Here is a 12,295-nt window from a genome sequence, read left to right on the forward strand (position 1 = left end):
ACGCTCCCATGAAGACCGTCGCTTTTATCGGACTTGGACATATGGGCCTGCCGATGGCCGCCAATCTCGTCAAGGCGGGTTATGCCGTGAGGGGTTTTGACCTTTCCGAAACCTGCCGCGCGGCGGCGATGGAAGCCGGCATTCCCGTTGCGGCGGATTCCGCCGAGGCGACGGCAGCGGCTGATGTGATCATCACCATGCTGCCGAAGGGCGAACATGTGGTTTCGGTCTATGGTGATCTGGTACAAAAAGTCTCCGCCGGGACGCTCCTTATCGATTGCTCGACGGTGGATATGGAAAGCGCCCTGAAGGCGCATGAATTGGCCGTTTCCGCCGGTTGCCCCTCGGTCGATGCGCCTGTCTCCGGCGGCACGGGTGGGGCGGCAGCAGGCACCCTGACTTTCATGTGCGGCGGCGAGGCCGACGCCTTTTCGGCGGCAAGGCCGGTGCTGGAGGCGATGGGCAAAAAGATCGTCCATTGCGGCAAGGGTGGCAACGGCCAGGCGGCGAAGATCTGCAACAACATGATCCTCGGCATTTCCATGATCGCGGTCTCTGAAGCCTTCGTGCTTGGCGAAAAACTCGGTCTTTCGCATCAGGCGCTGTTCGATGTCGCCTCCACCTCCTCGGGGCAATGCTGGTCGCTCACCACCTATTGCCCGGTGCCGGGGCCGGTGCCGACATCGCCCGCCAACAAGGATTACCAGCCCGGATTTGCTGCGGCCCTGATGCTCAAGGATCTGAAGCTTTCGCAGGAGGCCGCCAATGGAGCGGGGGCTTCGACCCCGCTTGGCGCAGCGGCATCGGCGCTTTATGAGACCTTCGTCGGCGAGGGCGGCAGTGGGCGCGATTTTTCCGCCATCGTCGAGATGCTGCGCGGGGGCGAAGCATGATAGACGCCACGCCTTCCGATATTTTGTGGGTACCGCCGAGGGAAAGGCTGGAGCGCTCGGCGCTTTTTTCCTTCGCGGAGAAAACGGCAAAACTGCACGGGCTGGCCGCCGATGACTATGCCGGCCTGTTGCGCTGGTCCATCGACGCTCCGGATGACTTTTACGATGCGCTGTGGGACGAACTCGGCATTATCGGCACACGCGGAGAAACGGCGTTCAAAGCCGGTGCGACGATCCGGGATGTTGAGTTTTATCCCGGCGCGAGGCTCAACTATGCCGAAAACCTGCTGCGCGATGCCGACGAGCGCCAGGCCATCATCGCCCATCGCGACGATGGCACCCGGCGCGAGATAAGCCGGAGGGAACTTTACGACGATGTTTCCCGCATGGTGCAGGCGCTCACCCATGCGGGCGTGAAGGAAGGCGACCGCGTTGGGGCCATCGTCACCCATGATATCGAGGCGATCGTCAGCTATCTGGCCGTCAGCGCCATCGGCGCCATCTGGTCGTCCTGCTCGCCGGATTTCGGCCCGGCCGGCGCTTCCGACCGCCTGTCACAGATCGACCCGAAAATCCTCATCGCCGTGCCGGAATATGGTTATGCCGGCAAGCGCATCGATGTCGGCCCCACCATCCGTGCCGTGGCGGAAAGTGCGAGACCCGAAAAGATCGTGCTGATCGGTGATGTGGTTTCTTCCGGCCTTGCCGATCTCGGCTGTGTGACGCTCACGGATTTCGTCTCGCCACATAAGGTGGGGGAGATTACCTTCAACCGGCTGCCCATCAAGGCGCCGTTGGCGATCCTTTATTCCTCCGGCACAACCGGCAAACCGAAATGCATCACCCATTCCGGCGGCGGGCTGCTGCTTCAGCACATGAAGGAGCAGAAGCTGCAATGCGATATCAGGCAGGGCGAGCGCTTCTTCTACTTCACCACCTGCGGCTGGATGATGTGGAACTGGCAGGTCTCCGGTCTGGCGCTTGGCGCAACGCTCGTCACCTATGATGGCAACCCCGGTTATCCCAACCCTGCGCGGCTGATCGATCTCATCGACGCCGAACGGATCGCTACCTTTGGCACATCGGCGAAATTCATCGATGCCTGCCTGAAGGCAGGGTTGAAGCCGCGCGAAAGCCACGATCTTTCATCGTTGCGGACGATCCTTTCCACCGGCTCGCCGCTTATCCCGCAATCCTTCGATTATATCTATCGCGACTGGAAGGATGATGTGCATCTCGCCTCCATTTCCGGCGGTACTGACATCTGCGCCTGTTTCCTTGGCGGCAATCCGTTGCAGCCGGTTCATCGTGGTGAATTGCAGGGCGCGATGCTGGGCATGGATATCGATACGCTGGATGATGAGGGCCGTTCCGTTCGCGGCGTTGCCGGTGAGCTTGTCTGCCGCAATGCGCACCTGTCCATGCCGGTCAAATTCTGGGGCGATGAGGATGGTTCGCGCTATCAGGCTGCCTATTTCGACCGCTTCCCCGGTATCTGGGCGCATGGCGATTTTGCCGAAATGCGCCCATCCGGCGGTTATGTCATCCATGGCCGTTCGGACACGACGCTCAATCCCGGTGGGGTCCGCATTGGTACGGCTGAGATCTATCGGCAGGTGGAAACGGTACCTGATGTGGAGGAGGCGATTGCCGTGGGGCAGGACATCGATGGAGACCAGCGGGTCATCCTTTTCCTGCGCATGAAAGGTGGCGCGGCCCTGACGGAAGAGCTGGAAAAGACCATCCGCAGCCGCATCCGCTCGGGTGCCACGCCACGACATGTGCCGGCAAGGATCATCGCCGTCAGTGCCATTCCCCGCACCCGTTCGGGCAAGATTTCCGAAATCGCGGTGCGCGATACCATTCATGGCCGGCCGGTGAAGAATGCCGAGGCGCTCGCTAATCCCGAGGCACTCGATCTTTTCCGCAACCTGCCGCAACTGAAGGACTAGGCCGATGGAGGATCAACCGAAAACCGTGCTCGTCACGGGTTCCACCAGCGGCATCGGGCTCGCCATCGCCAAACGTTTTGCCGAGGCGGGGTATCTGGTCGCGGTGCATGGCATAGAGACGACGGAAGAGGCGACGCAGGCCCTGGAGATGGTCGCGCAGGCGGCGCGGCACAGGCCGGTCTATTTTTCGGCTAATCTCGCCCACTATGACGAGAGCGCGCATCTGCCGGAAACCGTCATTGCCGAGTTCGGCCACATCGACGTGCTGGTCAACAATGCCGGCATCCAGAAGGTCGCGCCGATCGACGAGTTCGATTTCGCCGATTTTTCCCGCATCGTCGCCATCTCGCTCGACAGCGCTTTTCACACCATCCACGCGGCCCTGCCGGGCATGAAGGAAAGGGGCTGGGGCCGCATCGTCAACATCGCCTCCGCCCACGGCCTGCGTGCCTCGCCCTTCAAGGGGCCTTATGTGGCGACTAAACATGCGGTGGTGGGGCTGACGAAAAGCGTGGCGCTGGAGGTGGCCGAACTCGGCATCACCTGCAATGCGATCTGCCCTGGTTATGTCTGGACCCCGCTCGTTGCCGCACAGGTCGCGGATCAGGCGCGGGTGCATGGCATGAGCGAGGAGGATGTGGTGAAGAAGGTGATGCTTGCGCCGCAGCCGACCAGACAATTTGTGCAACCGGAAGAAGTGGCGGAGATGGCGTTTTATCTCGCGGGTGACATGGCGCGATCCATCACAGGAACGACTATCTCCATCGACGGTGGCTGGACCGCAAAGTAATTTCTGCCGGCGTGCCCTTCGAAGCCGTCGCTTGCTTCCGGCATTATTCTGCGATTTTCCATTCCATAGCTTTGTCGGGGCGCTGAAACGCGATGATGTAGGCTGCTGATCTGACGCTTTATGACGTATTATTAGCACAATCTGACTATTCGCTGTGGTTGTGGCGCAATAGGGGGTGCACATTGCCGGCGAACATGCCACAGTGGGACATTGTTTTTAATTGATCTATTTTTCTGATAATCATGATGTTGAAATTTTTTACTTTTCTGGAGATTCTGCCGGTATGGCGCAGCCGTCGCCTTGAGGCAAAAAAATATCGGGCGGCCGGCGGTCATTCCGAATTTGGTGGCATGCGAGCGTCTGTGCGGTTGAACCAAACCCCTGCCGCCGCGAGCGCTGAAACCTTCCCGGATAAGCCATGCGAAACGGCGGATGCCGATGCCCGGCAAACAACATCCTGGCTGGGACTGAGGCAAAGCTTCAGCGCGCTCGGGACGGCAGCTGATCCCTATCTGGATACGCCCCGTCCGGCCGAATGTGCCTGAAGGCTCTCTCTTCTATCTGGAACAAAACCCTGACCCTGTGGATTAAATTGGCAGGTTACAGGGAGTAAAAGATATGGCCAGAGAAAATGCCAGCTATCTCCACGGTCGGGACGCTCCGAAAACGGAGACGGCAACCCGGGCGCGGCAGGGGTCCAGAGGACGGCCGGTTCTTGTCATTCTGATCGTCAGCTTTTTTCTTGCGCTGGTCGTCTGGGCGGTCGTTGAATATTCGGTTTTTGAGCCGGATGAAAATCGTCCGCAAAGCACGCAGACCGAGACGGCACCTGTGCCGCAGCAACCTTCCGGCTCCGGAAGCTTCGACAACAACCCTGCAAATGGCCGTGTAGCGCCGCCAGCTTCCACCGATACAAATCCCTCACGACAGGACTCGACGGGGGCGCCGCAAAACCCTTAACGACCATGACGTGAAATTTTTCATGACAAATGAATAGTTTGTGTGGAACCAGATTGGCCCCGATTTCATTTCACCCAAAGTGACAGGAATCGGGGGTTTCATTCATGGCAGTCACCGTCACTGCGGTTGTTCTCACGCTGATCGGCCTTGCGCTGTTTGGTTTCGGCTCCCAGCTCGTAATGCTGGGCGGCAGTTTTTATTATGTCCTTTCTGGTTTGGCCTTCCTGTTGACGGCCACTCTGCTCTTCAAGCGCAATCGCGCCGCACTCCATGTTTATGCTGTTTTCATTGTCGCAACGCTCGCCTGGGCAGTCTGGGAAGTGGGTTTCGACTGGTGGCAGCTTGGTCCGCGTGGCGGCATCGTCATTCTCATCGGTCTGTGGCTGCTTGTGCCCTGGGTCAGAAAGCCGCTCGGGTTTTCCAGCCCAACGGGGCTTAACTACGGCCCGAACGCTTGGCCGCTCGCCTTGTCCGTTCTCGCTTCGATCGTGGTCGCCGGATATTCCATGACGCAGGATCCGCACGGCAAGTCCGGTTCATTGTCGCAGGAGACAGTGTCGGCGACGCCCGCCTATGGCGGCAACGTGCCGGATAGCGAATGGCACCAATATGGCCGCACGCCTTATGGCCAGCGTTATTCGCCACTCACGCAGGTCAATGTCGACAATGTCTCGCAGCTGAAGGAAGCCTGGCGTTACCAGACGGGCGACGTGAAACTGCCTGACGACGTGGGTGAAACCACCTATCAGGTGACGCCGCTCAAGGTTGGCAATTCACTTTACATCTGCACGCCGCATAATTGGGCGATCGCCATCGATGCGGCAACCGGCAAGGAAAAGTGGAAATACGACCCGAATGTCGGTCTCAATCCGGACCGCCAGCACCAGACGTGCCGTGGCGTTTCCTATTATGCCGAGCCGAATGCCGCTCAAGGCACGGCATGCGCCGAGCGCGTCTACCTGCCGACTTCGGATGCGCGGCTGATCGCGCTTGATGCTGCGACCGGTCAGGTCTGCACCTCCTTTGCCGATCAAGGTGTTCTGCACCTCGAACAGGGCATGAAGTACAATCCTGCCGGTTACTATTATTCGACCTCGCCGCCCGTCATCGCGGCGGGCAAGATCATCATCGGCGGTGCGGTGAATGACAATTATTCCACGCAGGAACAGTCCGGCGTCATCCGTGCTTTCGATGTGAACAGCGGTGCCCTGATCTGGAACTGGGATTCCGGCAATCCGGAAAAGACCGAGCCGATTGCGGCGGGCGAGACCTATACGACCAACTCGCCGAACAGCTGGTCGGTACTGAGCTATGACGAGGGCCTCGGCCTGGTTTATGTCCCGCTCGGCAATCAGGTGCCGGACCAGCTTGGCATGGGCCGCAGCGAGAATGTGGAGAAATATTCCTCCTCCATTGTTGCGCTCGATATCAACACCGGCAAGGACCGCTGGGTGCGCCAGACGGTCCATCACGATCTCTGGGACATGGACGTTCCCGCACAGCCTGTGCTGCTCGACATTACGAAGGACGGCCAGAGCGTGCCTGCCCTTGTCGGTCCGACCAAACAGGGCGATATCTATGTTCTCGACCGGCGCACCGGCGAGCCGCTTCTGCCGATTACGGAAGAGCCGGCACCGGGTGGTGCGATCCCTGAAGACTTCACCTCCCCGACGCAGCCGACGACGGCCCTGTCTTTCAAGCCGGAGCCGCTGAAGGAAAAGGACATGTGGGGCGTCTCCATGTTCGATCAGCTCGCCTGCCGCATCCGCTTCCATCAGCTGGACTACAAGGGCCGTTATACGCCGCCCTCGCTTAATGGCTCGATCATCTATCCGGGCAATTTCGGCACGTTCAACTGGGGCAGTGTCGCGGTGGATCCCGAGCGGCAGGTCATGTTCGGGATGCCGACATATCTTGCCTTTACCTCCCAGCTCGTCCCGCGGGCCGACATCCCCCCGAAGGGACAGGATGAGAAGGGCAGCGAGCAGGGCCTGAACCGCAATGACGGCGCGCCTTATGGCGTGTTCATGGGACCGTTCCTCGGTCCGTTGAAAATCCCCTGCCAGGCGCCGCCATGGGGTTATGTCGCGGGTGCTGATCTGCGCACCGGCGATATCGCCTACAAGCACAAGAACGGCACGGTCTATGACATGACGCCGCTGCCGTTGCCCTTCAAGGTGGGCGTGCCGGGCATTGGCGGGCCGATGATCACCAAGGGCGGCGTGGCCTTCCTCGGTGCTGCTGTGGATAATTTTCTGCGCGCTTACGACCTCACAACCGGCAAACAGCTCTGGGAAGCGCGCCTGCCGGCCGGTGGTCAGGCAACGCCCATGACCTATGCGCTGGAAGGCGGCAAGCAATATGTGGTGATGGTTGCGGGTGGTCATGGTTCCGTCGGCACCAAACCGGGCGACTATGTGATCGCTTATACGCTGCCGTAAAACGCGGCAGCTTCAGATAAAAAAAACCGGAATGGGAGACCATTCCGGTTTTTGCTTGTGCGGTCGAAGAGGTGATCATGCCGCCTTTTTCTGAGCCGCAGCATTGATCGAGGTCTTGGCTAGCGACGTCAGTGCATCGTCGGTCTTGGTTTCTTCCTTGAGCGTGGCGTCCAGCAGCGAAACCGCCTTTGTGTGCCCAAGCTTTTCCGCCCAGGCTTTCAGCGTGCCGTAACGGGCGATTTCATAATGCTCGACGGCCTGGGCCGACGAAATGAGACCGGCATCGAGCGCCGCAGTGCCCTTGAACTCATCAATGATCTCTTCGCCCTCGGCGATGATGCCCTGGATCGCTTCACAGGTCTTGCCCTGCGCCCGCTTGCCGATGACTTCGAATACTTCCTGCAGGCGCTCCACGTGACCCTGCGTCTCTTCCTTGTGTTTTTCAAAGGCCTGTTTCAGCTTCGGATCGGTCGCTGCCCGGGCCATTTTCGGCAGGGCTTTCAGAATCTGCCTTTCGGCGTAATAGATATCCTTCAGCGTATCATAAAACAGGTCGTCGAGTTTCTTCTCGGCCATTGTTCCTTCTCCCATGGTGTGAAAATTCACGATGTGCGCGTATGCGCACGGGAGACAAACCCTTCGCAGTCCCTATGGTTCCGGCTCCGTTGCGCGCAACGTTTATATTGCCGCGCGGAACCAACCGGCCTTCCCGAACTTACTGGTGATGAAATTTCGGGAGGAGACGCGATAGTGCCCCAGAGCCTTGCAGAAGAATTTTCCATGAATGTTTCCATGCCCTTCGAGGTGCTGCTGGTGCGCGTGTTCGGTGCCGTCATCCTGTGCGGCCTGATCGGGCTGGAGCGGGAGTTTCACAAGAACACCGCCGGTCTGCGCACCAACATGCTGATCGGCCTTGCCGCCGTCACCTTCTGTGTCATCACCATCCACATGATGGAGACGATGGCGGAAGGCCATGAGGCGGCGCGGCTCGATCCCATCCGGCTGGTGGAGGCCGTGACGGCCGGCATCGCCTTTCTAGCCGCGGGCGTGGTCGTTTATACCAAAGGTGACGTCAAAGGCCTGACGACGGGGGCCAGCATGTGGCTTTCGGCCGCGATCGGCCTCTCTGCCGGGCTCGGCATGTGGCCGCTCGCGCTGTTAGCCTCCAGCGTCGGGATTATCGTTCTCTGGACGCTTCGCCGCATGCAGGTGGCCGCCGGCATCAAGGAAGACTGACCGGGCATCAACCGAAGCGGAAAAGATCGGCGTCTGGGTCCTTGCCGCCATTAACGGCGGCGGCGACGATTTCGGCAGCGATCTGGCTGAAAGTGATGCCGTTGCCGCCAAAACCCATGACGGCATAGACATTCTTCATGCCGGGAACCGCGCCGATCAGCGGCAGGCCGGTGGTGGTGGTGCCAAACGCTGCCGCCCAGCGATATTCCGGTTCACCGATATCGACGCCCAGCAGTTTTTCGATCTTGCTGCGGATAATCTTCGTTTTAGTGGCCAGCTTGCGCTCCGACTGGAAGGAGGTAGGATTTTCCTCATCTTCGCCGCCGGCAATCATGCGTCCGTTTCGATCGGTGCGCAGATAAAGATAGGGGTCGGAAGCCTCCCAGACGATGTGGGTCTCCAGCCAGTCCGGCAGCTCAAGTCCTTCCCTGCTCGCCAGGGCCCAGGTGGAAATGATCTGGTGTTGCGGGCTTTCGAGCATTTTCAGGAATTGATATCCGGTGCAGAAGACGACATTGCGGGCGGACAGGATTTTGCCCTCAGCGGTCGCAAGGACCACCTCGTCACCCAGATTTCTAAGATCGGTAATTTCAAGCTGTGAGACAATTTCACCGCCTGCACCCGCCGTGTGGCGCAACAGGCCTGCCGTCAGCTGCGCGGGGTTGGCGGAAGCCGAGATGTCGCTGAGAATGGCGGCGGTCCGCTCCAGGCCATATTGTTCTTTCAGTTCCGCAGCACTGAGGAACCTGGCCTCGATGCCGGCCTCCCCGCGCGCAGCCGCTTCCGCCTTCAGCGCACGCGAACCCATTTCATCTCCGGCAAGGTAAAGTGCCTGCTTGCGCGCCATGCTGCAGGAGATGCCGAGCGACGTGACGATTTCTTCGAGACGCAAGACGGCGCGGGCCGAGCGCTGCCATGCCCTGTCGGCGGCATCCTTGCCGATCATCTTCCTGAGTTCCGTCAGCGGCGTGTCGATCTCGTGCTGGATCATCGCGGTGCTGGCCACGCTGCTGCCCATCACCGGTTCGCTTTTGTCGATAATCAGCATGGATTGCCCCGGGCGATGCAGCGCGTGCGACACCAGCGCGCCGCTGATGCCGGCGCCGACGACGATCGTGTCGTAACGGTCGGCTTTTGGCGTCTTTCCGCTGCGGATGCCGATGCGCGGGCTATCGGCCCAGAGTGGCTTGGAATCCCTGAGATCGCGTTCTTTCGTCAGTTTGGATGTTGGCATGAAATAGTCCTGAAAGGTCTCACGGCTCGGTATAGCCGGAGACGTTGAGATTGAGTGTGCCGCGGCGGGGGTCGTTGCGGAAGAAAAGCGTGCCGGCATCCTTTGATTCCGAGGCGACATAATCGAATGTCACATCAGCGCTTTCCTGCATCGTGCCGTCTTGCTGCAGGTCGCCGCGCACCTGCACCTGCGCCGCCGTCGTCATCGAGAGATTGCGGATATCGAACTTCACGCGGTACGAACCGGATTGCCCCTCCACGCCGGTGACGGCTATTTCGAAACGGGCATCCTCAGGCTGGTAACGATAGATGTCGTAGGCGATCCAGCCGAGCATGGCCGCAACGAGAAGGGTGCAGATCGCGCCTGTCACCCATTCTATCCAATGGGGATCGGAACTTTCGGTGTGTTTGTTACCCTTCGATATCGTCATCTTGTCCTCACAGGATCAATCGGGCAGAGGCCGCGCCGATCGAAGCCGGAACGCCGAGAATGACGGCGGCGCTCATGATCTGCGACAGCGACGTATGGTCGAGACGCTCGAAGGTCCAGAGCGTGTAGATGCTGATGGCGATGGCGATGACATAGCCCGGCAGGGTAAAACGGATGAAGGATTGCCACCATTGCTGCCCCTCATGCAGCTGGTGAGAGCCCTTGAAATGAAGCGCATAGACAAAGCCATGCATGATGGCGATCGACAGCAGGCAGAGCGCCAGAATGTGATAGGGCGTCACCTTATAGGCGATCAGGATCATCTCTTCCGTCGGCGCGACATTGAGGCTCAGAAACAGCGCGCCGACCATCATCATGAACAGTTCGTGCAGATAACCGGTCTCGCCGGAATATTCGCCTTCGTCTTCGTCCTGCGCATCCGAATGCTGGCCGAGCTGACTGCGGCCGAGCAGCGCGCCGATGCTCGCCGGCACGGATTGCAGCGCAATCTTGATGATGATGGTGGAGACGGTGATCTGGTCGTTCAGGATACCGAACAGCAGCAGCACAGCGGCACTGACGGCTATGCCAAGCCCATAGGCCGTGATCGCGTCGCGTAGCGCCTGGCCCCAGGAATGAATATTCTCAAAGCCGATGCGGCGGGCGAGAAGCAGCAGCAGCGGCAAGTTGAGGATACAGAGCAGCAGCAGCCGCCACGGATTGATGTAAAGACCGAGAAACCACATTTCCATGGTCATCAGCATTGGCAGGGCAAACAGCAGAGCACCCGCCGTGCCGCGTGCCAGACCGGTCAGAAACTGTCTGACCTCATCGTCACCGGTGTCTTTTCGATTGATCGCTGCCGCCATGCCGCCCCTCACATGGGGGAATAACGCAATGGTGTTTTTCCGGTTCCGCCGTTTATTTAGCGGGATCGATAAGGGCGATGCCGAATTCCGGGCGATAGCTGCGCCGCAATTCCGCGGGTGTTTCGCGGATGACCACTTCCAGAGTTGGTCGCACCACACCCTTCAGAAAATGGCCGCCCCTGGTGGATCCATCGGCAAAGCCCAGAACCACATGCAGATGCGGATTGGGGTCATCGTTTTCATCTAGGGCAATATCGCCGAGCAGGCTCAGAACCTCGCTCTGCTCGGCAACCGGTATTTCCTTGTACTCCCGCGTCGAAAGATCGAAAAAGGCGAGGGTTGCCGTTGCAAAGGCACCGATGGCCGTCACTGATGCAGCGTTGATGTTTTCCGTGCCCGCAAAACGGCGGATGGCCTCGAAGGCTTCTTCCTCCGGCTCGATGACGAGAATGAAAGTGCGCTCAGCGCCACCTGAAAGCAGTCTGCTTTTCATGGATGTCTCCCACTAAGAGTGCCGCCGGAGAAACCGGCGGCACAGGTTTGTATGGTCCTCAGGCGGCGCGGCGCTCGTGGCGGCCTTCCTCGATCTCTTCGACGATCTTGGCGACGAAGGCGTCCAAGTCCTCGGGACTGCGGGAGGTGATGATGCCTTTGTCCGTCACCACCTTTTCGTCCTTCCAGTTGGCGCCGGCGTTTTTCAGGTCTGTCTTGATCGACCAATAAGAGGTGGCGTCACGACCGCGCAGGGCATCTGCTTCAACCAGCAGCCATGGCGCATGGCAGATGGCGGCCACCACCTTGCCGGATTTGACGAAATCGCGCACCACGCGCATCGCATCCTCATCATGGCGCAAAATATCCGGGTTGATCTGGCCACCCGGAAGAACCAGCGCGTCAAAATCATCCGATTTGACGTTCCTGGCGGAAAGATCGACGGCGATGCTGTCACCCCAGTTCTTTTCATCCCAGCTCTTGATTTCGCCTGTTTTGATTGAGGCGATCTTTACATCCGCACCTTTGGCCTTCAGCTGATCGTAGGGTACCCTGAGTTCCGAGCGCTCATAGCCGTCGGTTGCGAGAATGACGATTTTTGCAGCGTTGATTGAAGTCATGTCTGTCTCCTTCTGTGTTCAGTCGTCCTTGTCCGAATTCACGGAGGGCAGGAAAAATTCCACGTCCTTGCGGCGTTCGGCCTCGAGATTTTCGATGTGCGTTTGCCAGAATGTCTCGGCCTCTGCCGGTTCGTTTTCCCATTGGCGCACGAAGGTCTTGTTGTCGTCGATCATCACCTGACGTGTGCCGCCGAGCCGCAGATATTCTTCCGCAAGTTTGCGCGTTTCGGTCTTTTCCATGTCGCAGCTCCTTGTGCGCGGAAAGTGAGGACGGAGGGACGCCGGATGGGTAAGAAGCTCGACTGCCGCTTCGTTGGCCACCAGGAGAAAACGGAAAAATCCCGATGTTCTTCGGCACCATCGCGTCCGTTTGACACGG

Annotated in this window: 14 protein-coding genes; 7 read left to right on the forward strand and 7 right to left on the reverse strand. The window is 59.3% G+C overall.

The window, feature by feature from the left end; all coding sequences use genetic code 11:
* Nucleotides 1-8: 8 nt before the first annotated feature.
* The 6 genes from mmsB to JZX89_RS20300 all read left to right on the forward strand — a co-directional run bounded on the left by mmsB (nt 9) and on the right by JZX89_RS20300 (nt 7,036).
* A complete protein-coding gene (gene mmsB / locus JZX89_RS20275) occupies nt 9-893 on the forward strand; it encodes a 3-hydroxyisobutyrate dehydrogenase (RefSeq protein WP_207135172.1) in 885 nt (294 codons plus the stop codon).
* Nucleotides 890-2,845, forward strand: a complete 1,956-nt coding sequence (locus JZX89_RS20280; protein ID WP_207135173.1) for an acetoacetate--CoA ligase — start codon at nt 890-892, stop codon at nt 2,843-2,845. Before mmsB ends, JZX89_RS20280 begins: the two co-directional genes overlap by 4 nt.
* Before the next feature lie 4 nt (nt 2,846-2,849).
* Complete coding sequence (locus tag JZX89_RS20285; RefSeq protein ID WP_207135174.1) at nt 2,850-3,635, forward strand: 3-hydroxybutyrate dehydrogenase; 786 nt, start codon at nt 2,850-2,852, stop codon at nt 3,633-3,635.
* Between the two features lie 242 nt (nt 3,636-3,877).
* Nucleotides 3,878-4,180, forward strand: coding sequence for a hypothetical protein (locus tag JZX89_RS20290; RefSeq protein ID WP_207135175.1), 303 nt, complete (start codon nt 3,878-3,880; stop codon nt 4,178-4,180).
* Nucleotides 4,181-4,253: 73 nt separating this feature from the next.
* A complete protein-coding gene (locus JZX89_RS20295; protein ID WP_153515767.1) occupies nt 4,254-4,595 on the forward strand; it encodes a flagellar basal body-associated FliL family protein in 342 nt (113 codons plus the stop codon).
* 104 nt (nt 4,596-4,699) lie between these two features.
* On the forward strand, nt 4,700-7,036 hold the full coding sequence (locus tag JZX89_RS20300; protein WP_207135176.1) for a glucose/quinate/shikimate family membrane-bound PQQ-dependent dehydrogenase: 2,337 nt from the start codon (nt 4,700-4,702) through the stop codon (nt 7,034-7,036).
* Nucleotides 7,037-7,111: 75 nt separating this feature from the next.
* Here JZX89_RS20300 and JZX89_RS20305 read toward each other — a convergent pair whose 3' ends face one another.
* On the reverse strand, nt 7,112-7,612 hold the full coding sequence (locus JZX89_RS20305; protein ID WP_142842422.1) for a YciE/YciF ferroxidase family protein: 501 nt from the start codon (nt 7,610-7,612) through the stop codon (nt 7,112-7,114).
* A 174-nt stretch (nt 7,613-7,786) separates the two neighbouring features.
* Here JZX89_RS20305 and JZX89_RS20310 point away from each other — a divergent pair, with 174 nt between their 5' ends.
* Entirely contained in the window at nt 7,787-8,272 is a 486-nt protein-coding gene (locus tag JZX89_RS20310) for an MgtC/SapB family protein (protein WP_207135177.1), read from the forward strand.
* A gap of 7 nt (nt 8,273-8,279) precedes the next feature.
* Here the strand turns inward: JZX89_RS20310 and JZX89_RS20315 are convergent, their stop codons facing one another.
* Genes JZX89_RS20315 through JZX89_RS20340 form a run of 6 tightly spaced genes read right to left on the reverse strand, consistent with a single transcriptional unit; the run spans nt 8,280 to nt 12,156 of the window.
* Nucleotides 8,280-9,506 (reverse strand): NAD(P)/FAD-dependent oxidoreductase, encoded by a 1,227-nt coding sequence (locus tag JZX89_RS20315; RefSeq protein ID WP_207135178.1) that lies wholly within the window; start codon nt 9,504-9,506, stop codon nt 8,280-8,282.
* A gap of 19 nt (nt 9,507-9,525) precedes the next feature.
* Nucleotides 9,526-9,936, reverse strand: a complete 411-nt coding sequence (locus tag JZX89_RS20320) for a TIGR02588 family protein (protein WP_207135179.1) — start codon at nt 9,934-9,936, stop codon at nt 9,526-9,528.
* A gap of 7 nt (nt 9,937-9,943) precedes the next feature.
* On the reverse strand, nt 9,944-10,804 hold the full coding sequence (locus JZX89_RS20325) for a TIGR02587 family membrane protein (protein ID WP_207135180.1): 861 nt from the start codon (nt 10,802-10,804) through the stop codon (nt 9,944-9,946).
* A 52-nt stretch (nt 10,805-10,856) separates the two neighbouring features.
* Complete coding sequence (locus tag JZX89_RS20330) at nt 10,857-11,297, reverse strand: PPC domain-containing DNA-binding protein (RefSeq protein ID WP_207135181.1); 441 nt, start codon at nt 11,295-11,297, stop codon at nt 10,857-10,859.
* 58 nt (nt 11,298-11,355) lie between these two features.
* The gene (locus tag JZX89_RS20335) at nt 11,356-11,916 is read right to left on the reverse strand and encodes a type 1 glutamine amidotransferase domain-containing protein (RefSeq protein WP_207135182.1); all 561 of its coding nucleotides are present in this window, start codon (nt 11,914-11,916) and stop codon (nt 11,356-11,358) included.
* A gap of 18 nt (nt 11,917-11,934) precedes the next feature.
* A complete protein-coding gene (locus tag JZX89_RS20340) occupies nt 11,935-12,156 on the reverse strand; it encodes a hypothetical protein (protein ID WP_149901161.1) in 222 nt (73 codons plus the stop codon).
* Nucleotides 12,157-12,295 lie beyond the last annotated feature (139 nt).

The organism is Agrobacterium burrii, from assembly GCF_017313405.1.
Taxonomy (GTDB): Bacteria; Pseudomonadota; Alphaproteobacteria; order Rhizobiales; family Rhizobiaceae; genus Agrobacterium; species Agrobacterium burrii.

Coding starts and splice junctions, on each gene's coding strand:
- mmsB (WP_207135172.1), top strand. CDS start 9: ATGAAGACCGTCGCTTTTATCGGACTTGGACATATGGGCCTGCCGATG.
- JZX89_RS20280 (WP_207135173.1), top strand. CDS start 890: ATGATAGACGCCACGCCTTCCGATATTTTGTGGGTACCGCCGAGGGAA.
- JZX89_RS20285 (WP_207135174.1), top strand. CDS start 2,850: ATGGAGGATCAACCGAAAACCGTGCTCGTCACGGGTTCCACCAGCGGC.
- JZX89_RS20290 (WP_207135175.1), top strand. CDS start 3,878: ATGATGTTGAAATTTTTTACTTTTCTGGAGATTCTGCCGGTATGGCGC.
- JZX89_RS20295 (WP_153515767.1), top strand. CDS start 4,254: ATGGCCAGAGAAAATGCCAGCTATCTCCACGGTCGGGACGCTCCGAAA.
- JZX89_RS20300 (WP_207135176.1), top strand. CDS start 4,700: ATGGCAGTCACCGTCACTGCGGTTGTTCTCACGCTGATCGGCCTTGCG.
- JZX89_RS20305 (WP_142842422.1), bottom strand. CDS start 7,612: ATGGCCGAGAAGAAACTCGACGACCTGTTTTATGATACGCTGAAGGAT.
- JZX89_RS20315 (WP_207135178.1), bottom strand. CDS start 9,506: ATGCCAACATCCAAACTGACGAAAGAACGCGATCTCAGGGATTCCAAG.
- JZX89_RS20320 (WP_207135179.1), bottom strand. CDS start 9,936: ATGACGATATCGAAGGGTAACAAACACACCGAAAGTTCCGATCCCCAT.
- JZX89_RS20325 (WP_207135180.1), bottom strand. CDS start 10,804: ATGGCGGCAGCGATCAATCGAAAAGACACCGGTGACGATGAGGTCAGA.
- JZX89_RS20330 (WP_207135181.1), bottom strand. CDS start 11,297: ATGAAAAGCAGACTGCTTTCAGGTGGCGCTGAGCGCACTTTCATTCTC.
- JZX89_RS20335 (WP_207135182.1), bottom strand. CDS start 11,916: ATGACTTCAATCAACGCTGCAAAAATCGTCATTCTCGCAACCGACGGC.
- JZX89_RS20340 (WP_149901161.1), bottom strand. CDS start 12,156: ATGGAAAAGACCGAAACGCGCAAACTTGCGGAAGAATATCTGCGGCTC.